Genomic DNA, 22,905 nt, shown 5'->3' on the forward strand with positions numbered 1-22,905 from the left:
GTGCCCGGCGTGTCGGCTGCCGCTGCTCCGTTCGAGGGTGGGGCAACCCCCACCTGCCCGGGGGTTTACACGGATGTCGGACGTCTCGGGCGCGCCCTAGCCTAGGGGCACGATCATGAACTGGAAGGATTCGACGGCTATGCCGATCATCGAAGTGGAAGGCCTCGCCAAGAGCTACGGCGACCACGTCGCGCTGCGGGATGTGACGTTCTCCGTGGAGGAGGGCGAGATCTTCGGCATTCTGGGCCGCAACGGAGCGGGCAAGACCACCACGGTCGAGTGCCTCGAAGGCCTGCGACAGGCGGACTCCGGACGGATCAGCGTGCTCGGCATGGACCCGTCCGAGCAGTCGTCCGAGCTGCGTGGGCAACTGGGAGTGCAGCTGCAGGAGAGCGCCCTGCCCGACAACATGAAGGTCTGGGAGGCGCTGGACCTCTACAGCTCGTTCCACAAGCATCCGGCCGACTGGAACTCGTTGCTGGATGAGTGGGGGCTGGCGGAGAAGCGTGGCGCCCGGTTCGGCAAGTTGTCGGGCGGGCAGAAGCAGCGGCTGTTCATCGCGCTCGCGCTCGTCGGGAATCCGCGGGTGGCCATCCTTGACGAGCTGACCACCGGTCTGGACCCGCAGGCACGTCGTGACACGTGGCAGCTGGTGGAGCGTATCCGCGACAAGGGCGTCACCGTCCTGCTGGTCACGCACTTCATGGACGAGGCGGAGCGCCTGTGCGATCGCGTGGCCGTCTTCCACGACGGCCGGGTCGCCGCTGTCGACAGTCCCGGGGCGATCGTGGCCGGGCGGGGGAGCGGACAGCGGGTCAGCTTCACCCCGTCCGAACCGGTGGGCGACGACGAGCTGCTCGGGCTGCCGGACGTCACCGGTGTCGAACGCAAGGGCGAGCTGATCACCGTGTCCGGCACGGGCGACCTGCTGCAGGTGGTGACCACCGCGCTGGCGCGCAAGGAGGTCGTTCCGAAGGGACTGCAGGTCCACCAGGCGGGTCTCGAGGACGCGTTCCTCGCACTGACCGGCGCAGCCACCACCGACGAGACCGAGGAGTCCGCCCGATGAGCGCCCTGGGCAAGATGACCTTCACCGAGACCAAACTGATGTTGCGGGACCCCGCCACGGCCATCATGACGCTGGCCTTCCCGCTGTTCCTCATGACGATCTTCGGGATCATTCCCGGGTTCAGCGAGCCGTACGAGGGTTTCAACGGTGCCGCCGTGATCGACACGTTCATCCCCGGTGTCACGGTGCTGGTGGTGCTGGCCGTACTCGGCCTGAGTGTCATGCCGGTCTACCTGGCGACCTACCGGGAGCGCGGAGTGCTGCGCCGGTTGGCCGCCTCACCGGCTTCGCCGACCCTGTTGCTGGTCGCCCAGATCCTGGTGAACGTCCTGCTCGCGATCGCCGCCGTCGTGCTCCTGATCCTGTTCGCGCGATTCGCCTTCGGCGTCGAGCCGCCCGCGAATCCGGCCGGGTTCGTACTGGCGTTCGTGTTGAGCACCACCACGGTGCTGTCGTTGGGGCTGCTGATCGGGGCGGTCGTCAAGAGCAGCAAGTCGGCCACCGCCATCGGCCTCGCCGTGATGTTCCCGCTGCTGTTCCTCGCCGGGGTGTGGACGCCGGTCGAGCTCCTGCCGGGGGCGCTGTCCACGATCGGCACGGTGACCCCGATGGGCGCAGCACTGGAGGCGATTCGCGACTCGTGGGGCGGTGCCTTCCCCGACCCGCTCCAGTTGGGCCTCATGGCCGGTTACACGGTGGTCCTCAGCGCCGTCGCCGCGCGCACGTTCCGCTGGGAGTGACGCGCGGGCTGGGCGGGTGGCGGTCCGGACGGGCCGCCATCCCTCCCGCGCCTGCAGGCCCGGCCGCCGCCGGGAGGGCGCGGTCGGACCGCGTCGCCCAGCGGCCCGCCTGCTCCGCCCCGCCGGCGGTTCGACCTGCCGGGGCGGCCGGGCGGGGCTAGCGTTGCCGCCATGGGCGAGGGGCATGCGCTGGTCGCGGACCTGCTGTCGGTGTGGTGGATCGCGCTCGTCGCGGCGTTGGGGCCCGTGCTGGCGCTGATCACCCGGCGCACGATTCCCGACGTGGTGTGGCTGCTGGTGTTCGGCGCGCTCATCGGCCCGCACGCACTGGGGCTGGCGGCCGAGACCGACGCCGTCGGGTTCCTGCGCGAGCTGGGGCTCGGGTTCCTCTTCCTGCTGGCCGGGTTCGAGGTGCGGGCCGAGGACCTCCACGGCAGGCAGGGCAGGCACGCGGCGGTGACGTGGCTCGGGTGTGCGCTCCTCGGCGCGGGCGCCGGCCTGCTGGTGGTGCAGGGTGACATCGAGGTGGCGATCGTGCTCGCGATCGCGTCGACGTCGACCGCGCTCGGCACGCTGCTGCCGATTCTCAAGGACTCCGGTGCGCTGGCGACGCCGCTGGGCAGGGCGGTGATGACGCACGGCGCGTACGGCGAGTTGTTGCCGATCGTGGCGATGTCGGTGCTGCTGTCGACGCGCGCCACCTGGCAGGCGGCCGTGGTACTGCTGGCGTTCGCGGCGGCCGCGGTGGTCGTCGTCGCGCTGCCGGGTCGCATTCTGCGCCGGGTGCCGCTGCTGGGCCGTGCGGTGATGAGTGCGGCGAACACGACCATGCAGACCACGGCCCGCATCACCGTCCTCGTGCTCGTGACGTTGATGTTGTTGACGGCCGTGCTGGAACTTGACGTCGCGCTCGGAGCGTTCTCCGCTGGCCTGTTGTCGAACGCGATGTTGCGCGCGGTCGCGCCCGGCCACGCGGAGGAGATCGCGCACAAACTGGAGATCGTGGGGTTCAGTCTGCTCATCCCGGTGTTCTTCGTGACGAGCGGGATGACGATCGACCCGGGCGCGGTCGCGGCGGAGTGGCCGCTGCTCCTGGCGTTCGTCGTGGTGATCCTCCTGGTGCGCGGGCTGCCCGTGTTCGCGCGCGAGATGTGGACGCCGACCGGTTCGGACGTCACGGCGACCCGCGACCGCCTGGCCCTCGGCCTCTATGCCGCCACCGGGTTGCCGATCATCGTGGCGGTGACACAGGTGGCCGTGTCGACGCAGCTGATCACCGCGGCGACGGCGTCGATCATGGTCACCGCCGGTGCCGTCACCGTGCTGGTCTTCCCGATGGCGGCGAGCAGGATCGCCGGGAGCGGGAGCGGGAGCGGGAGCGGGAGCGGGAGCGGGAGACGGAGCGCAGGGCGGTGAGCCGGAGGGGCGGTCGTCGGAGCGGTCCTGACGGCCCGAGGCGTTGTTGCCGCCTCGGCCCGCACGCCGGCGGACGCGGCCGGGTCCGGAATGCCCGTGGTGACCGATTGTGCAGGCTGCCGCCCCTTCGGCGGCTTGACTGTGCCGCAACAGCCGTCAAAATCAGCGCCCATGGTCGGAGCCTGTCGCCGTCGCGTGCTGCTCAGTGACCACAGCAAGTACGGCGACGACCAGTTCGCCCGGTTCGCCACGCTCGGCGGGGTCGACGTCGTGGTGACCCACGGCGGTCTGGACGAACGGGCCGTCGTCGAACCCCACGAGGCCGCGATCGAGGTGGTGCTCGCACAGGGTACCCACTGACCGTCCACGCCGGACCAGAACCAGGCGTCCCCGTATCCTTCAACGAGGAAGGTTTGCGACATGCAGAACGTACCGACCCGGATGGGAAATCCCGGGAATCGACTGGCTCTGCGGAGCGCCGTCATCGCCGCGCTCGGCGGACTGCTGTTCGGTTTCGACACCGCCGTGATCTCCGGTACCACCGACGCGCTGCAGGACGTGTTCTCCCTGTCGTCGGGTGGACTCGGCTTCACTGTCGCGACCGCGTTGATCGGCACGATCACCGGTGCCGCCGTGACCGGGATCTGGAAACCGGCCGACGTGTTCGGGCGCAAGAAGATCCTCTACGCGATCGGCCTCCTGTACCTCGTGTCCGCGGTCGGTTCGGCCCTCGCGCCCGACTGGGTGAGTTTCATGGTGCTTCGCTTTGTCGGTGGAATCGGGGTCGGTGCGGCGGCCGCCGTCGCTCCGATCTACAACGCCGAGGTGTCCCCGCCCCGGCTCCGCGGTCGCATGGTGGGGCTGTTCCAGTTCAACATCGTGCTCGGCATCCTGCTGGCGTACTTGTCGAACTACGTCACCCTGCAGCTGGCGCCGGAGGCGACGGCGTGGCGGTGGATGTTCGGTGTCGAGGCGCTGCCCGCGTTCGCGTTCGTGCTCCTGCTGGTTCTCGTGCCCGAGAGTCCACGCTGGTTGATGAAGGTGGGCCGGTCGACCGAGGCCGGTCGCGTGATCGAGGCGCTCGCTCCGGACCCGGACGAGGCACGCCGCGTGCACACGGAGGTCGCCGAGGCACTCGCGACCGACGGCACCCAGCAGCGCGTTCCGTTCTTCGCCCGTCGGCATCGGAAGATCATCCTGCTGGCGCTCGCGATCGCGGCGTTCAATCAGCTGTCCGGGATCAACGCGGTGCTGTACTACGCTCCCTCGATCTTCTCGTCGGCGGGAATGGGCGAGAGCGCGTCGTTCCTCAGCAGCACCGGTGTCGGGTTGATCAACCTGGTTTCGACGATGCTCGCCCTGGTGGTGATCGACCGGCTCGGGCGGCGCAGGCTGATGCTCGTCGGGTCGATCGGCTACCTGGTCACGCTCGGCCTGCTCGCGGGCACGTTCTTCAGCCAGGGGTCGGATTTCTCCGGTGCGGCGAGCCTGCTGGTGGTCGTCCTCGTGATGCTGTTCGTGGCCGCACACGCCTTCGGTCAGGGAGCGGTGATCTGGGTCTTCATCTCGGAGATCTTCCCGACCTCGATCCGGGCCAGGGGGCAGGCGTTCGGTTCTCTGGTCCACTGGGCGTTCGCGGCGGCCGTCTCCTGGGTCTTCCCGTTGCTGGCCGACGTCGTCGGCGGTGGGACGGCGTTCGCGTTCTTCTTCGTGTGCATGGTCGGCCAGCTCGTCTGGGTGCTCGTACTGATGCCGGAGACCAAGGGTGTCCCGCTGGAGAAGCTGCAACGCGTGCTCGGTGTCGCCGACGACCGGCGTGCCGGATCGGACTCCGCCCGGTAGAACCGAAGAGTCCTCATCGGACGGTCATGCGATCACGCCAGTAGCGTTTGCGCACGTCGAGCAGTACCGACACGTCGAACGTCGCCACCCCGGGCAGGGCGCCGAGGTCGGTGGTCAGGAACTCGGCGAGGCCGTCCTCGTCGCGGAACACGCCCTGGTGGATCACCGACGAGTTGCCGGCGACGAGGGAGACGTAGCGCGCCGACGGGTGGTGGGCGAGCGATGCGCTGACGGTGCGGATGGAACCGGGCGTCACGGTCAGTGCGATCACCGCTTCGAGGCCGTAGCCCAGCAGCCGGGGTTCGATCTCGACGCGTGGCCGTACGATGCCCCGTTCCAGCACTGTACGCAGCAGGCGGTAGGCGGTGGACTGGGTGCTGCCGAGCTCCCTCGCCACCTGGGCCGCGGTGAGCCTGCCGTGCTCGCGCAGCAATCGCGCGACGCGGAGCGCGTCCCCTGCCGGTTCGGCCTGCGCCGCGGCAGGAGGTTGCTCCGGCTCGGCGTGTGAGCGCAGCAGATCGAGCTGCTCGCCGGACAGCCGGGGCAGCCGCCACGAGTCGGCCAGCGCCACGCCGCGCAGCACCAACTCGCTGTGCGCCGACTCCACGCCGGGGATCGTGGAGATCCGCTCGCCGAGCAGGTCCTGCAGCGTGCTGTGCTCCGTGGCCTGCACGGCGCAGTAGACGTCCGCGCGGCCCGCCGTGGTGGCCACCAGCTGAGACTCCGGGAGCTCCGCGATGGTGGTGGCCACCTGGCGAGCACGGCCCGGGCTCGCGCTGATCCACACGTGCCACGGATTGCCGTGCCCGGTGACCGACCAGTCGAGCTGCCCGATGACACGGAGCGCGCCGTCGGACTCCAGCCGTGCCATCCGCCTGCTGACGGTGCTGGACGAGACGCCGAGTGCCGAGGCGATCGCGGCGAGCGGGGCCCGCGGGGCGACCTGCAGCGCGGCGACGAGGTCGAGATCGCCGGGCTCCAACTCCGCTGTGTTCGCAGGCACTCCGTTGGCAGGGGTTTCGTTGGCAGGCACTCCGCTGCCCGCAGGCCACTCCGTGTTCATCGACCGCCCCTGCGCATCAACCGTCCCCGCTCGTCGACCGATGTCGACCGCATGAATCTAGCATCCTGCACGGACTCAGCGAGCAAAGCATGCGAAACGAACTCGTAACTTGACCGAACCGTTCGTTAGGATCTCTAATCAAGCAACTTGTCACCTACGGCGAACGGGGGCCTTCGTGACTTCCACGGAGACGAACGCGGTGCCGCCCGCGGCCTCGCGACCGATGCGGGTGCTGTTGCGGCTGCTCGGTGTCATCGAACGCGTCGGCAACAAGCTGCCGCATCCCTTCTGGCTGTTCGTGCTGATGGCGGGCGTCGTCATCGTGGCCAGCGCCGTCCTGGACGCCCTCGGCGCCTTCGCGGTCTCGCCCGCCGACGGCGAGCGGGTCGAGATCACGAGCCTGCTGTCCCAGGCGGGCCTGCACATGATGCTCGGCGACGCCGTCGACAACTTCGCGTCGTTCCCGCCGCTGGCGCTGATCGTCGTGGTGATGCTCGGCGTCGCGGTCGCCGAACGCAGCGGCATGCTCACGGCGTTGCTGCGGCGCACGGTCACCCGGGTGCAGCCGAAATACCTGACCTTCGCGCTGTCGCTCGCCGGCATCTCCGCGAGCGTGGCCTCGGACGCCGCCTACGTCGTGCTGGTGCCGCTGGGCGCGCTCGTGTTCAAGGCGGCCGGACGCAGCCCGATCCTCGGCCTCGTCGTGGCTTACGCGTCGATCGCCGCCGGGTACGACGCCTCGGTGTTCATCACCGCGGGCGACGTGCTCTTCGCCGGGATCACGACCAGCGCCGCCGAACTCGTCTCGCCGGGCCACGTCGTCAGCCCGCTGGCGAACTACTTCTTCACCGCGTCCTCGGCGATCGTGCTCGCGCTGGTGATCACCGCCGTGACCGAGTTCGTGCTCACCCGGCGCGCGCAGAGCATCGAGGTCGACGGCGACGGGCTCGACGAGGAGCTCGGCTCGATGACACTGTCCGACGCCGAGCGCAAGGGCCTGCGCAACGCGGGCTGGATGCTGCTGGGCATCGCCGTCGTGGTGGCAGGCGCACTGATCCCTCCGGGCTCGCCCGCGCGTGGTGACGACGGTGGGCTGCTCGACTCGGCCGTGGTGACGGGCATCGCCGTCGTGCTCGGACTGACGTTCCTGCTCACGGGATACGTCTACGGCCGCACCACCGGCAGCCTGACGAGCGCCCGTGAGGTACCGGCCGCGATGGGACAGGGAGTGCGCGACCTGGCGCCGGTGATCGTGCTGTTCTTCGCGGCGAGCCAGTTCATCGCCTACTTCAAGTGGACGAACATGGGCGAGGTCGTGGCGATCCGCGGTGCGGAGCTGCTCGACCACGCCGACGTGCCGACGATCGTGATGTTCCTCGGGATGCTCGTCGCGGCGTGTGTCATGGGTGTGCTGCTCACCAGCGGCTCCGCGCTGTGGACGCTGATCGCACCCGTGTTCGTGCCGATGTTCCTGCTGCTGAACGTTCCCGCCGAGACGACGCTCGCGCTGTACCGCATCGCCGACTCGGGCACGAACCTGATCAGCCCGATGAGCCCGTACTTCGCGATGGCGCTCGGCTTCCTGCAGCGGTACCGCAAGCAGGCGGGCATCGGGACGTTGATGTCGCTGACGCTGCCGATCGCGCTGAGCGTGATCACGGCGTGGACGGCGTTGTTCCTGATCTGGTGGGGCATCGGTATCCCGCTCGGCCCCGGCGCGCCCGTGCGCTGACGAGGGAACACCGCGTGCCGACGCGAGGAATCCGTGTCGAGGACAAGGGGAGAGAACATGTCGGAGTTGACCGTGCACAGCTGGGCCGAGCGCGCCCTGCCGGAGATGACCGCCGATCTACGCAGGCTCGTCGAACTGGAAACCCCCAGCGACGACACGACGTTGCTGCGTGCGGGGATCGCGGAGATCGAGCGGTGGCTCACCGAACGGCTCGGCGAACCGGGCGAGCGGCGCCTGCACGACGGCGGCAAGTACGGCGACGCGCTGGAGGTCGCCTATCCCGGCACCGCACCCGGGACCGTGCTGGTGCTGTGCCACTACGACACCGTCTGGCCGGAGGGAACGCTGACGGACTGGCCGTTCACGGTCGACGGTGACCGCGCGAGCGGGCCCGGTGCGTTCGACATGAAGCTCGGTCTCGTGCAGGCGGTGTGGGCGCTGCGATGCCTCGCCGAGCTGGGCCTGCCGCGCCCGACGATGCGCCTGCTGCTCAACGGTGACGAGGAGATCGGCAGCCCGGTCGCACGGCCGATCATCGAACGACTCAGCGAGGACACGCTGGCGACGCTGGTGTGTGAGGCCTCGGCGGACGGTGCGCTGAAAACCGTGCGCAAGGGGGTCGGGTTGTTCGACGTCACGGTCACCGGCGTCGAATCGCACGCGGGTCTCGATCCCGACGCGGGCGCCAGCGCCGTCCACGAGCTCGCACGGCTGGTGGGACGGATCGCGGAACTCGGCGACCGTGAACGGGGCACCACCGTCAACGTCGGTCTCGTCCACGGCGGCACGGGTCGCAACGTCGTCGCCGGGCATGCGACGTGCGGCATCGACGTGCGGGTGTCCGAACCCGCCGAGATGGCCAGGATCGACGCGGCGTTCGCGGAGCTGCGGACGTCCGACGCCCGGGCGAACGTGACGGTCGAGGGTGAGTGGAACCGGCCGCCGATGGTCCGCAACGCCCGTTCCGACGAGCTGTTCGGCATCGCCGAGCGCATCGCCGCCGACGCGGGCTGGGAACTCGGGCAGGTGAGCGTCGGCGGCGCCAGCGACGGCAACTTCGTGGCGGCGCTGGGCAGGCCCGTGCTGGACGGGCTCGGCGCGGTCGGCGGCGGTGCCCACGCCCGGCACGAGCACGTGCTGCTCAGCCACGTCCCCGGCCGGACCGCGCTGATCGCGGGACTGCTGATGGCGCTGGGCGACATGAGCGCGTAGGACCGGACCAGTCGGCTCCGCCCGTGCACGCGGCGGAGTCGACCGTGCGCACCGGCGGCCCGCCTCGGCGCGGTGGGGTGTCGGCGCGGGGTGTGCTGCGGCCGGTACCGGGTATCCGGAGAGCATGGCCGGAAACATCTTCGTGCTCGGACTCGACGAGCAGAACATGCGCACGCTGCGCGACGTGGCGGGTTTCGCGGACTACCGGTTCCGACCGTTGCTGTCGGTCGAGGAGCTGGTGGAAGCCGACCGCCTGCCGATGCGGTCGCTGCTCGACAAAGCGCGGCGACAGCTGTCCGAGTTCGACGGCGCGGTCGACGCGATCGTGGGCTACTGGGACTTCCCGGTGAGCTCGATGGTGCCGATCCTGTGCCAGGAGCGCGGCCTGCGCTCGGCCTCGCTAGAGTCGGTACTGAAGTGCGAACACAAGTACTGGAGCCGCGTGGTCCAGTCCGAGGTGATCGACGAACATCCGCGGTTCGCCGCCGTGCGATTGGACGCTGCCGAGCCACCCGCCGATCTCGGGTTCCCGTTCTGGCTCAAACCGGTGAAGGCTTTCTCGTCCCAGCTGGCCTTCCGGATCGAGGACACCGCCGGCTTCACCGATGCGCTGGCCCGTATCCGTGACGGTATCGACCGGGTCGGTGAGCCGTTCGACTTCGTCCTCGAACACGCCGAGCTGCCCGAGGACATCGGCAGGCTCGGTGGGCAGACGTGCCTGGCGGAGGAGGCGGTCGGGGGCAGGCAGGTCACCGTCGAAGGCTACGACGCGGGCGACGGTGTGCACGTGTACGGCATCGTCGACTCGCACGATTACCCCGGCACGCCGAGTTTTCAGCGCTACCAGTACCCGTCGTCGTTGCCGGAGCACGTGCAGGCGCATCTGGCCGACCTCTCGCGGCGCGTGATCGAGCACATCGGGCTGCGCTCGGTGCCGTTCAACATCGAGTACTTCTGGGACCCCGACACCGGCGCGGTCACCCTGCTGGAGATCAACCCGCGGCACTCGCAGTCGCACGCCATCCTCTTCGACCTGGTCGACGGCGTGCCGAACCACCAGTGCGTGCTGCGTCTCGCGATCGGTGCCGATCCCGATCTGCCCTATCGGCAGGGTCCGTACCGGGTGGCGGCGAAATGGTTCGTCCGGCGGTTCGAGGACGGGGTGGCACGGCGGGTGCCGACCCCGGAGGAACTCGCCACGGTGGAGCGTGAGCTGCCCGGTTGCCAGGCCGAGCTGCTGGTGAGCGAAGGCGAACGGCTCTCGGACCTGCGCGAGCAGGACAGCTACAGCTACGCCTACGCCACCGTCCACGTCGGTGCCGCCGACGAAGGGGAGTTGAAGGCCAAGTACGAGCGCTGCCTCGAGCTCCTCCCGTTCGACTTCACCGACTGACGCGCCGTGCCCGGGAAGCGACGGTCCGCCTCGCCGGCAAGGACCGGCCTCACCCGGCCGACGCGCACCCGATCGACGAGCACCCGAGCGAAAGGGAGCGCCTTGCGATGCGTGAAGTGACCAGCCTGCCCCACGCGGTGACCGAGGAGGAGCACTTCTGGATCCCGGTCTCGGACGGGACGCGGCTGGCGGGGCGACTGTGGCGGCCGTTGTCCTCGGACGACGCCCCGGTCCCCGCGATCCTGGAGTTCATCCCGTACCGCAAGCGGGACGGAACGGCCAAACGCGACTCGATCCACCACCCCTACCTGGCGGGCCACGGCTACGCCGCCGTGCGCGTGGACCTGCGTGGCAGCGGCGACTCCGAGGGCGTACTCACCGGCGAGTACCTGGAACAGGAACTCGCCGACGCGGAGGACGTGCTGGCCTGGTTGGCGGCGCAGCCCTGGTGTGACGGGAACACCGGCATGATGGGCATCTCCTGGGGAGGCTTCAACGCGCTGCAGGTCGCCGCGCGCAGGCCCGAGAGCCTCGGTGCCGTCGTCACGGTGTGCTCGACCGACGACCGCTACGCCGACGACGTCCACTACATGGGTGGCTGCCTGCTCGGGGACAACCTGTCGTGGGCGTCGACGATGTTCGCGCAGACCTCCACGCCGCCGGATCCGAAGCTGGTGGGGGACGGCTGGTTCGACATGTGGCAGCAGCGCCTCCACGGCAGTGGCCTGTGGCTCGAGGACTGGATGCGCCATCAGCGGCGGGACGAGTTCTGGCGTCACGGCTCCATCTGCGAGGACCCCGGCTCACTGCGGTGCCCGGTACTGGCCGTCAGCGGGTGGGCCGACGGCTATTCGAACGCGGTCTTCCGGCTGATGGAGCACCTCGACGTGCCTCGCAAGGGACTGATTGGCCCCTGGTCGCACAAGTATCCGCACCTCGGCGACCCGGGTCCGGCTATCGGGTTCCTGCAGGAGCTGGTCCGCTGGTGGGACCACTGGCTCAAAGGTGAGGACAACGCGGTGATGGACGAGCCGATGCTGCGCGTGTGGATGCAGGACAGCGTGCCGCCGTCGACCGCGTACGAGGAGCGGCCCGGCAGGTGGGTCGGCGAACCGTCGTGGCCGTCGACGCACGTGCGACCGCAACGGCTTCCGCTGCGCCGCCACAGGATTCTCACCGACGACGACAGCGGCGGGCCGACGTCGCCGGACGGTCTGGTCCTGCAGTCGCCGCTGTCGGTCGGTCAGTTCGCGGGGAAGTGGTGCTCCTACAGCGCGCCGCCGGACCTGCCGTACGACCAGCGCGAGGAGGACGGCGGTTCGCTGGTGTTCGACACCGAGACGCTGAGCCGGCCGTGGGAGATCCTCGGCGCCGCCGAGGTGGAGCTCGACATCTCCGTGGACCGTCCGGTGGCGATGCTCGCGGCGCGGCTGTCCGACGTGGCCGAGGACGGCAGGGCGACCCGGGTCACGTACGGGCTGCTGAACCTCACCCACCGGAATTCGCACGCCCGGCCGGAAGAGCTCGAGCCCGGGAAGCGGTATCGGGTGTCGCTGGCGCTCAACGGTGTGGCCCAGACGTTCCCCGCGGGGCACCGCATTCGACTGTCACTGTCCACATCGTACTGGCCGTTGGCCTGGCCGCCGCCGAAACCGGTGCAGCTGACGGTGTACCCCGACACCAGCACGGTGACCCTGCCGACCCGTCCTGTCGAGGAGCCCGACGAGGTGGCGCTCCGGCCGTTCGACCCGCCGGAAGGGACGCCCCGGCTCGACACGACGACGCTGCAACCTGGCGACCATCGGTGGCAGGTGTCGCGGGACCTCGTCGACTACGCGTCGCAACTGGAGGTCGTCAAGGACTCGGGCACGGAACGGTACGAGGACATCGACCTGGAGGTCTCGCAACGCGGCGAGGAACGCTATCGGTGGGTCGGTGACGACTTCTCCTCGGTGCGCGGCGAGACCGTCTGGCGGGTCGACTTCGCCAGGGACGGCTGGCACGTGCACACCGACACGCGCACGGTACTGACCTCCACGCCGGAGCACTTCGTGCTGCACGCCCAACTCGACGCCTATCACAACGGGGAGCGGGTCACGTCGCTCAACTGGAGTTCGACGATCCCACGGGACCACGTGTGAGCGTGTCGTCCGGTCGACGCGGCGGGTCCCGCGCCGACCGGACGTCGGAGTGTCATTCTCTGCGCAGTTTGTCCTGCGCCGTACCCGCGGCCTTCTCGACCGCGTCGGGCACGTTGGTGGTCCCGTACAGGCGGGCGTCGGGATGCGTCGGCGGCGGCATGGGTGCGCTCGTGGTCGGGCCGTCGTGGTAGCTGAACGTTCCGTTGCCGTCGGGCTTCGGTCCCGAGGCCCACGGGCCGTCACTCGCGGCGTCGCCGTCGCTGAAGTTCTGGTACTGGTACGACACCGGGGTGTGTTCGGAATTCTGCGGGAAGTTGCTCGGTACCGGCAGCTCCTCGGTTCCCTGCTCCCTGAGTTCCGCGGCTGCGGCCAGCCATTGGTTCTGATGCATGGTGTCACGCGCCAGCAGGAACGACAGCAGTTCGCGCACGCCCGCGTCGTCGGTCATGTGGTACAGGCGCGACACCTGGGTCCGTCCCTGCATCTCGGCGTTCGCGTTGGACGTGAAGTCGGCCAGCAGGTTGCCGCTCGCGGTGACGTAGTTGCCCTGCCACGGGTTTCCCATGCTGTCGACCGGGCGCGCGCCCGCACCGGCGACGATCGCATGCTGGACGTCGGTCCCGCCGACGACGGCGGCCACGGTCGGATCCGCCTGGACGGCGTCCTCGGTCACTCCCAACGGCGCCTTCTCCAACAGCTGCGCGATCATCGTCGCGAGCATCTCCACGTGACCGAACTCCTCGGATCCGATGCCGAAAACCAGGTCGCGGTATTTGCCGGGGACATGCATGTTCCACCCTTGGAACATGTACTGCATCGCCACGGTGATCTCGCCGTACTGGCCGCCGAGAACCTCCTGGAGTTTCCGGCCGTACACGGCGTCGGGCTGGTCCGGGGTGGCCTGGAACTGCAGTTCCTGCTTGTGAAAGAACATCGGCTCGCTCCTCAATGGATCGTGCGTTCGAACGGGCGTGACCGGCCCGGCACCGCGCTGCCTTCGGCGGGACGAGAGACCGGCGCCCGAAGAGAATCGTCGGCCTCCGGCCGGGCGGATTGCGGCGCCGGACGCGTGGCCGCCCGACCGCGGTCGCGGGACCGCGCCGCTGCCTCCCGGGAGGGGTGAGGCCTCGCCGGGGGCACGGACCGGCTACCCCTCGGCGCGCCACGGATAACCCGCCGGGGCGCCGCATGGCGACGAGTCCGGGTGGCGCGAGCCTCCGTCACTCCGGGCGAGCGGAATGGGGCACGGCGTCCGGTGGTCGTTTCGGGTGCAGCGGTTTCGGGTGCAGCGGCCGGGTCGCCGGGCCTTCGAGAACACGTCCGTCGGCGGCGAATCGCGAACCGTGCAGCGGACAGTCCCACGACGACTCCGTGTCGTTCCACTCGAGAACTCCGCCGAGGTGTGTACACACCGGACGAACCGGGCAGGGTGTCGCCTCGTTTCGGCGGAGCTTACTCATGGCCAGCCGCGTCCAGCCCGAGGCCATCCGATAGGAGACGGCCGCGTTGAGCGACGCCGCCGAGGGCAGGGACGTCAGCTCCGACGGCCGCCACGTACGAAGCGGACGCGCCCACGGTTGGTGACCGCCGAGGAGGCGCCCCGCCATGGCGAGTGCCGCGGCGGTGCCGTTGGTCAGGCCCCACTTCGCGAAGCCGGTGGCGACGAGGACCCGGTCGTCGCCGGGTAGCAGGGGGCCGACGTAGGGCAGCCGGTCGATCGAGTCGTAGTCCTGTGCGGACCAGCGTTCGCGTGGCACCGCGGACGGGAAGTGCGTCGTGGCCCAGTCGACGAGGGAGTCGACGTGGGCCTGTTCGGATCCGGCCCGGCCGACGTCGTGCCCGAATCCGCCGACGAGCAGTACCCGCTGCCGGTCGCGCCAGGCGTAGCGCAAGGACACGGTCGGGTCTCCGGCTCGCAGGTACATCGAGCGCGGAACCGGTTCGGAGAGCTCGAACGCCACGGAGTACGACCTGCGCGCGTGCAGGCGGCCGAAGAAGCCGCCCCGATCGAGGAGTGGTGTTCCGGTCGCAAGGACCACGCTGCCGGCCTCGAGCGTCGCGTCGTCGTCGAGACACACCCGGAGGGGGCCACGGCCGCCGAGGGTCGCTTTCGGACGCACGTCACGCACCCGTGTGCCCGAATAGAGCTCCCCGCCGTGTTCCCGGAGGTCGGAGATCAGCGTGGTCAGCAGCAGAATCGGGTCGAGTTGCGCTTGTTCGGGCAGCTCGACGGCGTCGGCCGTGCGGAACGGCAGTTCGGTCGGCGTCGCTTTGCGGACCGGGAGCCCGGCCGCCCGGCAGGCGCGGAACTCGGCATCGACGGCGCCGGTGTCCCCGCGCTCGGTGGCGATCGTGACGGCTGATTCGCGGTCGACGTGAAGCCCGTGGTCCTGGCAGTACCGCAGCAGCCAGGACTGGCCTTCCCGGTTCGCGTCGACGTAGGCGCGCAGCGTCTCCCGCCCGTGGCGGGCCGCGATGGCCGAGGCGCGCGTGCCCTGCAGCAGGCTCAGTTTCCCGGTTGTGTTGCCCGTGGCCACGGCGCCGGGGTGGCGGGCTTCCAGCACCGCCGTGGACCCACCGGCCCGGGCGAGCAGCAGGGCGGTGACCAGGCCGGTGAGTCCCGCCCCCACGACGACGTGGTCGTACTGCTCGCCGGGACGCGGTGACGAGGCCGGTTCGGGCCGGTGGTCACGCAGCCACAGCGAGGTCATCGGGCCGCTCCCACGCCGGTCATCGCGACGTGAGTGCGTCGCGGAGCCGGTCGATCAGGCCCGCGCCAGGATCCATGATCCGGTTCGCGGGCGGAGTGTCCGGTGCGGAGGGGTGCGGCCGGGTCGGCGCGGTCCTCTTCGCTTCCAGCACGCGCTGTCCGAGCTCGCGGAGCTGCTCGTCCGAGCACGCGTTGCGCAGCTTGGGCAGCAGGTCGTTCTCCTCGTCCTCGACGTGGTGCCGGATGTCGTCCATCAGCTGGCCCACGAGCGCGTCGAACTGCGGGTCGGTCGGCTCGACGTCCTCGAGATCCTTCATGAGCCGTTCCGCGCCGGCGTGTTCCTCGATCTCGTGGTCGGCGATCTCGTCACCGTTGTCGAGGTGTTCCCGCGCCGCCGGGTACATCCACTGTTCCTCGGCCACCGAGTGCCGCACCAGCTCGGTGATGACGTGGTCGACGAGCTGCCTGCGATGGTCGGGCGAGCCCTCGTGCGACTCCAGCTCGCGGAAGACCGATTCCACGGCCCGGTGGTCGGCGGTGATGACCTCGATCAGGTCGGATTGCTGCGTGGTGGTCATGGATGCCTCCGTCGACGGTCGTCAAGTCCGGTCGTCGGCGGCATACCCACAGAACCGAGTGTTTAACGATCCGCCGGGAGGCGCCGGTGGGTCCGTGTCCGACCGGACGTGCCGCGCCGGCTCCGGCGCCGCGACCGGGCGACTACTTGCCGAATCCGGCGGTGAGACCGCTCACCAGGTGACGCCTGCCCAGGATGTACAGCGCCAGCACCGGAAGCGTGGACAGCACCACGGCGGCGAGCACGGCCGGGATGTTCACCGTGAACTGTCCCTGGAAGCTCCACAACGCCAGCGGCAGCACCCGCTGGTCCGGGCTCTGCGTGAGGATCAGCGGGAACAGGAAGCCGTTCCACACCTGCAGTCCGTCGTAGACGGCGACGGTGACCAGCGCGGGTCGCATCAACGGCAGCACCAGGCTCACCAGCATCCGCCAGTGTCCCGCACCGTCCACACGCATGGATTCGAACAGTTCGTTCGGCACGTCGCGCAGGAAGTTGGAGAGGATGACGACGGTCAGGGGGATGGCGAACGCCGCGGAGGGCAGGATGATCGCCAACAGCGTGTCGTACATCCGGGCTTCGGTGATCAAGTAGTAGACGGGAATGATCGTGGCCTGCAGCGGGATCGCCAGTCCCAGCAGGAACACCTTGTGGGTCATGCCCGACAGCCGGCCGGTGCCGCGAACCACGAAGTAGGAGGCCATCAGCGACAGCGACACCGTGATCAGCACCGCGCCCAGCGTGACGACGATGCTGTTGACCAGATACAGCAGGAAGTCGCTCTCGAGTACCAGGCGGTAGCTGTCCAAGGACGGGTCCGACGGTGGCACCAGCGGATTGTCCGAGAAGAAGCCCTCCTGGGTGCGCAGGCTGGTGATCACCACGTAGTACACGGGCACCAGCGCCACGAGCAGCCAGAGGAAACCCGCCACGCCCGCAGGGACGTTCGGGCGCATCCGGGTTGTCCGCGCCATCACATACCCTCCATCTGGCTTCCCTTGCGGAAGCTGGCCAGTCCGGACAGGCCGAGTGCCAGCACCAGTCCGGTGAACACCAGCAGCACCGCGAGTACGCTGCCCTCGCCCATCTCGTTCGCGGAGAATCCGGTGAGGTACATGTGCAGCGGCAGCATCCGGGTCGCATCGCCGGGACCGCCGCCGGTCAGCACGAAGACCAGGTCGAAGTAGGTCAGCGAACCGACCAGCATCAACGTGGACGACGTGATGAACGTGTACCGCAGCTGGGGCAGCGTGACGTGGAAGAACTGGCGCACCGTGCCCGCCCCGTCGATCGTGGCCGCCTCGTACAGCGCGGCCGGGATCTGCCGGGCGCCCGCCTGGTACAGCAGCGTGTGGAACGGGATGAACTGCCAGGCGACCACGCCGATCACCACGTAGAGCGCGAGGTCCGGGTCACCGAGCCAGTCCTGGGACAGGGCTTCGATACCGAACGCCAGGCTCATGCCGAAGTTGGGATCCAGCAATGCCTTGAAGGCGATCGCGATCGCCGCGGCGGACAGCAGCATCGGCACGAAGTACAGCACGCCGAGCACCGCACGATAGCGGCTCCGACCCGCCAGGAACACGCCGAGCAACAGCGAGATCGGCGTCTGCACCAGCCAGCAGACCACCATGAACTCGATGCTGAGCCAGATCGCGTGGTACGTGGCCGGCTCGGTGAGTACGGTGGCCCAGTTGGCCAGGCCCGCCCAGCTCATCTCGCCGATGCCGTCCCAGTTCACCAGGCTCAACGCCACCACGCCGCCCAGCGGCACCAGGCCGAAGATGCCGAAGAAGACCAACGCGGGCATGGCCATCCACACGCTGGGACCGGAGCGATGGGCCGGACGCGTGGTGCGGTCCCGGTCCGAGGCCGGGACCGCACGTTCTTCGCGTTGCGTGATACTCACGGACTACGGCCTCACCGTTCGATCGTCCGGTTCATCTTCGTGGAGAACTGTTCGGGGGTCATCCGCCCGCTGAACACCTGCTGCAGGTTGTTCAACATCTCGTCGGCCTGGCCGGGGGTCAGCGCCTGGTCCCAGGACAACTGGAAGTTCGGCGCGTTCTTCGCCGAGTCGTAGACGTACGACAGGTACTCCGGGTTGTCCGTGCGGCTGAGCTTGCCCTCGATGCCGGTGATCGGTGGGACGGAACCACCGGCGAGCAGGTCGTCGACGTACCGGTCGTTCAACAGCCCGTCGCGCAGGTACTTCAACGCGGCTTGCCGCTCCTGGTCGCCGGCGTCCGCGGAGACCGACCAGAAGTTCGCCGGGTTGCCGACGATGTTCTCGGGGTTGCCGCGGCCGCCTTCGACAGTGGGGAAGCTGGTGTAGCCGAGCTTGCCGCTGGATATGAAGTCCGGCGCCGCGTCCTTGATCGTGGGGAACGCCCACGAGCCCATCAGATACATCGCGGCCTTGTCGGTGTACAGCAGGGCGGAGTCGGCGCCGCTGTCCGAGGCGATGGAGTTGAACCCTTCCACGAAGGCACCGGCCTCCACCAGGTCCTGGATCATCCGGTTCGCCTTCAGCACGGCCGGATGTGACCAGGCATCCGGCTCGTTGTTCGCGATCGCCTCGAACACCTCGGGCCCGCCGATCCGGTCCACCAGGTATTCCAGCCACATGAGCTGGGGCCACTTGCTCTGCCCGCCGATGGCCAGCGGCGCGACGCCCGCGTCCTTGAACTTCGGCACCAGGTCCATCAGGTCCTGCCAGGTCTTCGGAGGCTGCGCCCCGACCTGGTCGAACAGATCCTTGTTGTAGTAGAGCAGTACCGGCTGCATGCCGTTGTTCGGGACGGCGTAGGTCTTGCCGTCGACCACGCCGGTGTCACGGACGGACGGGAGGAACCGGTCCTGCAGCTCTTGCGGCGTCTCCTCCACCGCGGAACTGAGGTCGGCGACCTTGCCGGCCTGGACCCAGTTGCGGAGGTTTCCGCCGCCCCATCCGAAGATCAGCGTCGGCGCATCACCCGCTCCGATCGCGGTCTGGATTTTCTGCTTGTAGGCGTCGTTGGCGAAGAACTGCGCGTTCAGTTGCGCATCCTGGTTGCTCTCGTTCCAGTTCTCGAAAGACGTTCGGAGCGTCTGTTCGTCACCGCCGGTCAGAGCCCAGGCGCCGGCGCCCGAGGCGTCCGCCGGTCCGCCGGAACCGCAGGCGGTGGTGAACGCGAGGAGTGCGGCCGCGCCGGTGGACAGGAGCGCCCGACGGCGGTTGCGGTGCCGGGTGCGGGGAGCGTGACGGCGTGTTGCCGTCCGTTGCGGTGGCATCGAATCGTTAGCCATGGTGAGCCTTCCTCGTCGAAGGTCCGAAAGTTTTCGGAAAGTCTATGGCGATGGCGGAAACCATAGAATCGGCCTTTGCGCCCGTCAATACACGAACTACACTCCAGCTTCGGGTTTCAGCGAATCGAAAATTTTCGAAACGATCAGGAGGTCGACGTGCCGACTGTGTCCGACTCCTCGGGGCGCGCGACGCTGCGCATGGTCGCCGAGGCTGCCGGGGTGTCACTCCCGACGGCGTCCAAGGCGCTCAACGGGCGGGACGACATCGCGGCGGCCACCCGGCAGCGGGTCGAGGACGCCGTCCGGGAACTCGGCTACCGGCCGCCGGCCGCACGTCGTAGCGGTCCGGGCCGGGTCGTCGACCTGGTCTTCGACGATCTGGTCAGTCCGTACTCGCTCGAGGTGCTTCGGGGCGTGACCACTGCGGGTGCCGAGTCCGGTGTGGACGTCGTCGTCGGTCGTGTCCCGGATGCAGCGGGCACCGGCGAATCCGCCGCACAGAACGGGAAACACTGGGCGAACCGGCTCAAGGCGAGCGGGCGCGAGGGGATCATCGTGGTCACCTCCGCGCTGAGTGAGTCCCAGGTGGACGCTTTCGACAGGGCGGGGCTGCCGCTGGTGGTGATCGACCCGCTGAACACGCCGCGAGCGGAGGTGACCAGTGTCGGGGCCACCAATTGGTCCGGCGGGATGGCCGCGACGGAGCACCTGCTGTCGTGGGGGCACCGCCGGATCGCGTTCGCGGGAGGTCCCACGACGGCCTCGTGCGGTCAGGCGCGCCAGCACGGCTACCGCGCTGCGCTGGAGCAGGCAGGCATCGTGGTGGATCCGCGGCTGGTCATGCACGGCGCCTTCGGATATCCGGACGGGCTGGAGATGGGTGAGCGGCTGCTGGCCCTCGAGGAGCGTCCGACCGCGGTGTTCGCCGCCAGTGATGCCACCGCGCTCGGCGTGGTGGAGGCGGCCAGGCGGGCCGGACTGCGGGTGCCCGAGGACCTCAGCGTGGTGGGGTTCGACGACACGGTGCTCGCCACGTTGGCCACTCCCGCGCTGACCGTCGTCCGTCAGCCACTCCCGGACATGGGCCGTGTCGCGATGCGGACACTGCTGCGCCTGATCGCCGGGGAAACCCTCGATTCCCACCACGTCGAGCTTGCGACCAACCTGGTCGTCCGCGACTCGACCGGTCCGACAGGAGAACGATGACTGATCCGATCTGGCAGGACACGACCGTCGACGCGGAATCGCGTGCCGAGGCACTGCTGCGCGCGATGACCCTGGAGGAGAAGCTCGCGCAACTGGGCAGCGCCTGGCCCGGTAACGAGGACACCTCCGGCAACAACGTCGCGCCGATGCAGGACGTGTTCTCCGGCGGTTCGTTGGAACAGGCACGCGAGCACGGCACCGGCCAGCTCACGCGGGTGTTCGGCACCGCGCCCGTCGGGGTGGCCGACGGTACGGCCAGGGTGAGGGAGCTCCAGCGGGATGTCACCGGGGAGAGCAGACTGGGCATCCCGGCGATCGTGCACGAGGAATGTCTCACCGGTTTCACCACGTACGGGGCGACGGTGTACCCCGCGCCGCTGGCATGCGCGGCGACGTTCGATCCGGTGCGCGTCGAGCGCATGGCCCACGCCATCGGCACCGATATGCGTGCGGTCGGCGTGCACCAGGGGCTGGCGCCGGTGCTGGACGTCGTGCGGGACTACCGCTGGGGTCGCGTCGAGGAAACTCTGGGCGAGGACCCGTATCTGGTCGGCGTAGTGGGAACCGCGTACGTGCGGGGGCTGGAGACCGCCGGGATCATTGCGACGCTCAAGCATTTCGCCGGGTACTCCGCGTCGCGGGCTGCGCGCAACCATGCCCCGGTCTCCATCGGACGCCGCGAGCTGCGCGAGGTGATCCTGCCGCCGTTCGAGATGGCCGTGCGCGACGGTGGTGCGCGGTCGGTGATGAACGCCTACGTCGACCTGGACGGCACGCCGGCCGCGGCCGATCCGACGTTGCTGACCACGGTGCTGCGGGACGAGTGGGGTTTCGACGGAACCGTGGTCTCGGACTACTGGTCGATCGCGTTCCTGCGCAGTATGCACCGGATCGCCGGAAGCGCGGGGGAAGCGGGCGCGCTGGCACTGGCCGCGGGCACGGACGTGGAGTTGCCGGAGAGCCTGTGCTACGGCAAGGAACTGGCCGAGCTGATCCGTTCGGGTGCGGTACCGGAGGAACTCGTCGACCGGTCGGTGCGCCGGGTGCTCCGGCAGAAGGCCGAACTCGGCCTGCTCGACCCGCAGTGGTCCGCGGAGTCCGAAATGGACGAATCGGTCGACCTGGATTCTCCGCGGAACCGGGAACTCTCGCGGGAGATCGCGGAGCGGTCCGTGGTGCTGCTGGCCAACGACGGTGGCCTGCCGTTGCCCGAGACCGCTTCGAGTGTCGCGCTCGTCGGTCCCGGCGCCGACGAGGCGCGCAACTTCTTGGGTTGCTACTCGTATCCGAACCACGTGCTGCCGCGGTATCCGGACCTCGGCGACGGCGTCGCCGTGCCGACACTGGCGGAGGCGCTGCGGGAGGACCTCGCGTCGACGGGCGTATCGGTACGGGTGCAGCCGGGCTGTCCGGTGCGGGAGGCCGACCGGTCGGGGTTCGCCGACGCCGTGACGGCCGCGCAGGAGTCGGACGTGTGTGTCGCGGTCGTGGGGGACCGGGCGGGCATGTTCGGCGAGGGAACCTCCGGTGAGGGGTGCGATGCCGCCGACCTGCAGCTGCCCGGCGTGCAGGGTGAGTTGCTGACCGAGTTGCTCGCGACGGGCACCCCGGTGGTGCTGGTGGTGCTCTCCGGGCGGCCGTACGCGCTCGGCGAGTACGCGGATCGGGCCGCTGCGGTGGTGCAGGCGTTCATGCCGGGCGAAGAGGGCGCCGCGGCGCTGGCCGGAGTGCTGACCGGATGGATCGTCCCGAGCGGCAGGCTCCCGGTGCAGGTGCCGCGCGATCCGGGCGGGCAGCCCGGCACGTATCTGCAGCCGCCGCTCGGTGGGAACAGCGAGGGCATCAGCAATCTGGACCCGACGCCGCTGTTCCCGTTCGGCCACGGACTGTCCTACACCGACTTCGAATACGGCGGCATGACGCTCAGCGCGAGCGAGACCGGCACCGACGGCGAGTTCACCGTGTCGACGGAGGTCCGCAACGCGGGTGAGCGTTCGGGCGAGGAGGTCGTGCAGCTGTACCTGCGGGACGTGCAGGCACGTGTCGCGCGCCCGGTGCTGCAGCTGACGGGTTTCGCCCGCGTCGCGCTCGATCCGGGGCAGCGGGCGGTGGTCACCTTCCGGGTGCACGCGGACCTCGTCAGTTACCCGGACGCAGACCTCCGGCGCATCGTGGAGCCCGGCACGGTCGAGGTGTTCGTCGGCCGTTCGGCCACGGACTTGCCCTGTACGGACACGGTCGAGCTGACCGGTCCGGTCCGGGAGGTCGGCCACGACCGCGTCATGACCGCCCCGGCGGAGGTGGTCCACGTCTAGGGGCTGTAGCAGGAACGAGGGGCGTCGTGGGTATGAGGACGAGGTCTCCGGTAGAGGGATCAACGACCAAGAAGATCAACTACCGGAGTCCTCGAGGGGCAGCTGCTCGGCCGTGACGCGTGACGGCCTCACGGCGCTCGCGTCGAGTCCGGTCACCGGCGGTGCGCGGTAAGTGGTCAACACGTCCGTACGGCTGGAACG

General features: G+C 69.4%; 18 protein-coding genes. 11 read left to right on the plus strand and 7 right to left on the minus strand.

Features of this window, described 5'->3' with window-relative positions; genetic code table 11:
- Nucleotides 1–139: 139 nt before the first annotated feature.
- The 5 genes from LY13_RS10140 (at nucleotide 140) to LY13_RS10160 (ending at nucleotide 5,067) form a co-directional block, all read left to right on the plus strand.
- On the plus strand, nucleotides 140–1,069 hold the full coding sequence (locus LY13_RS10140; protein WP_253828085.1) for an ABC transporter ATP-binding protein: 930 nt from the start codon (nucleotides 140–142) through the stop codon (nucleotides 1,067–1,069).
- Nucleotides 1,066–1,809, plus strand: a complete 744-nt coding sequence (locus LY13_RS10145) for an ABC transporter permease (RefSeq protein WP_253828086.1) — start codon at nucleotides 1,066–1,068, stop codon at nucleotides 1,807–1,809. The genes LY13_RS10140 and LY13_RS10145 overlap by 4 nt, the downstream gene beginning before the upstream one ends.
- A gap of 171 nt (nucleotides 1,810–1,980) precedes the next feature.
- Nucleotides 1,981–3,225: a cation:proton antiporter gene (locus LY13_RS10150; protein ID WP_253828087.1), complete on the plus strand. Its 1,245-nt coding sequence runs from the start codon at nucleotides 1,981–1,983 to the stop codon at nucleotides 3,223–3,225.
- 171 nt (nucleotides 3,226–3,396) lie between these two features.
- Nucleotides 3,397–3,585 (plus strand): DeoR/GlpR family DNA-binding transcription regulator, encoded by a 189-nt coding sequence (locus tag LY13_RS10155; RefSeq protein WP_253828088.1) that lies wholly within the window; start codon nucleotides 3,397–3,399, stop codon nucleotides 3,583–3,585.
- 60 nt (nucleotides 3,586–3,645) lie between these two features.
- Complete coding sequence (locus tag LY13_RS10160; RefSeq protein WP_253828089.1) at nucleotides 3,646–5,067, plus strand: sugar porter family MFS transporter; 1,422 nt, start codon at nucleotides 3,646–3,648, stop codon at nucleotides 5,065–5,067.
- Nucleotides 5,068–5,080: 13 nt separating this feature from the next.
- On the opposite strand, the gene LY13_RS10165 is transcribed toward LY13_RS10160, so the two are convergent.
- Nucleotides 5,081–6,130: an Lrp/AsnC family transcriptional regulator gene (locus tag LY13_RS10165; RefSeq protein ID WP_253828090.1), complete on the minus strand. Its 1,050-nt coding sequence runs from the start codon at nucleotides 6,128–6,130 to the stop codon at nucleotides 5,081–5,083.
- A gap of 223 nt (nucleotides 6,131–6,353) precedes the next feature.
- On the opposite strand from LY13_RS10165, the gene LY13_RS10170 reads away from it, so the two are divergent.
- The 4 genes from LY13_RS10170 (at nucleotide 6,354) to LY13_RS10185 (ending at nucleotide 12,608) form a co-directional block, all read left to right on the plus strand.
- Nucleotides 6,354–7,862, plus strand: a complete 1,509-nt coding sequence (locus LY13_RS10170; protein ID WP_253828236.1) for an AbgT family transporter — start codon at nucleotides 6,354–6,356, stop codon at nucleotides 7,860–7,862.
- A gap of 57 nt (nucleotides 7,863–7,919) precedes the next feature.
- A complete protein-coding gene (locus LY13_RS10175; RefSeq protein ID WP_253828091.1) occupies nucleotides 7,920–9,074 on the plus strand; it encodes a M20 family metallopeptidase in 1,155 nt (384 codons plus the stop codon).
- A gap of 124 nt (nucleotides 9,075–9,198) precedes the next feature.
- Nucleotides 9,199–10,467 (plus strand): ATP-grasp domain-containing protein, encoded by a 1,269-nt coding sequence (locus LY13_RS10180; RefSeq protein WP_253828092.1) that lies wholly within the window; start codon nucleotides 9,199–9,201, stop codon nucleotides 10,465–10,467.
- 107 nt (nucleotides 10,468–10,574) lie between these two features.
- Nucleotides 10,575–12,608: a CocE/NonD family hydrolase gene (locus LY13_RS10185; RefSeq protein ID WP_253828093.1), complete on the plus strand. Its 2,034-nt coding sequence runs from the start codon at nucleotides 10,575–10,577 to the stop codon at nucleotides 12,606–12,608.
- Nucleotides 12,609–12,660: 52 nt separating this feature from the next.
- Here the strand turns inward: LY13_RS10185 and LY13_RS10190 are convergent, their stop codons facing one another.
- From LY13_RS10190 to LY13_RS10215, 6 genes are all read right to left on the minus strand, one after another.
- Entirely contained in the window at nucleotides 12,661–13,542 is an 882-nt protein-coding gene (locus LY13_RS10190; protein ID WP_253828094.1) for a manganese catalase, read from the minus strand.
- 286 nt (nucleotides 13,543–13,828) lie between these two features.
- Nucleotides 13,829–15,319, minus strand: a complete 1,491-nt coding sequence (locus tag LY13_RS10195) for an FAD-dependent oxidoreductase (protein ID WP_253828095.1) — start codon at nucleotides 15,317–15,319, stop codon at nucleotides 13,829–13,831.
- A 19-nt stretch (nucleotides 15,320–15,338) separates the two neighbouring features.
- Nucleotides 15,339–15,896: a hemerythrin domain-containing protein gene (locus tag LY13_RS10200; protein WP_253828096.1), complete on the minus strand. Its 558-nt coding sequence runs from the start codon at nucleotides 15,894–15,896 to the stop codon at nucleotides 15,339–15,341.
- Nucleotides 15,897–16,038: 142 nt separating this feature from the next.
- Nucleotides 16,039–16,869: a carbohydrate ABC transporter permease gene (locus LY13_RS10205; protein ID WP_253828097.1), complete on the minus strand. Its 831-nt coding sequence runs from the start codon at nucleotides 16,867–16,869 to the stop codon at nucleotides 16,039–16,041.
- Nucleotides 16,869–17,717 (minus strand): carbohydrate ABC transporter permease, encoded by an 849-nt coding sequence (locus LY13_RS10210; protein WP_308216303.1) that lies wholly within the window; start codon nucleotides 17,715–17,717, stop codon nucleotides 16,869–16,871. The genes LY13_RS10205 and LY13_RS10210 overlap by 1 nt, the downstream gene beginning before the upstream one ends.
- Nucleotides 17,718–17,815: 98 nt before the next feature.
- A complete protein-coding gene (locus LY13_RS10215) occupies nucleotides 17,816–19,168 on the minus strand; it encodes an extracellular solute-binding protein (RefSeq protein ID WP_253828238.1) in 1,353 nt (450 codons plus the stop codon).
- Nucleotides 19,169–19,381: 213 nt separating this feature from the next.
- Between LY13_RS10215 and LY13_RS10220 the strand changes: the two genes are divergently transcribed.
- Nucleotides 19,382–20,389: a LacI family DNA-binding transcriptional regulator gene (locus LY13_RS10220; RefSeq protein WP_301298771.1), complete on the plus strand. Its 1,008-nt coding sequence runs from the start codon at nucleotides 19,382–19,384 to the stop codon at nucleotides 20,387–20,389.
- Nucleotides 20,386–22,704, plus strand: coding sequence for a beta-xylosidase/alpha-l-arabinosidase (locus LY13_RS10225; RefSeq protein WP_253828100.1), 2,319 nt, complete (start codon nucleotides 20,386–20,388; stop codon nucleotides 22,702–22,704). Before LY13_RS10220 ends, LY13_RS10225 begins: the two co-directional genes overlap by 4 nt.
- Nucleotides 22,705–22,905 lie beyond the last annotated feature (201 nt).

The organism is Prauserella aidingensis, from assembly GCF_024171865.1.
In the GTDB taxonomy this organism is placed as follows: Bacteria; Actinomycetota; Actinomycetes; order Mycobacteriales; family Pseudonocardiaceae; genus Prauserella; species Prauserella aidingensis.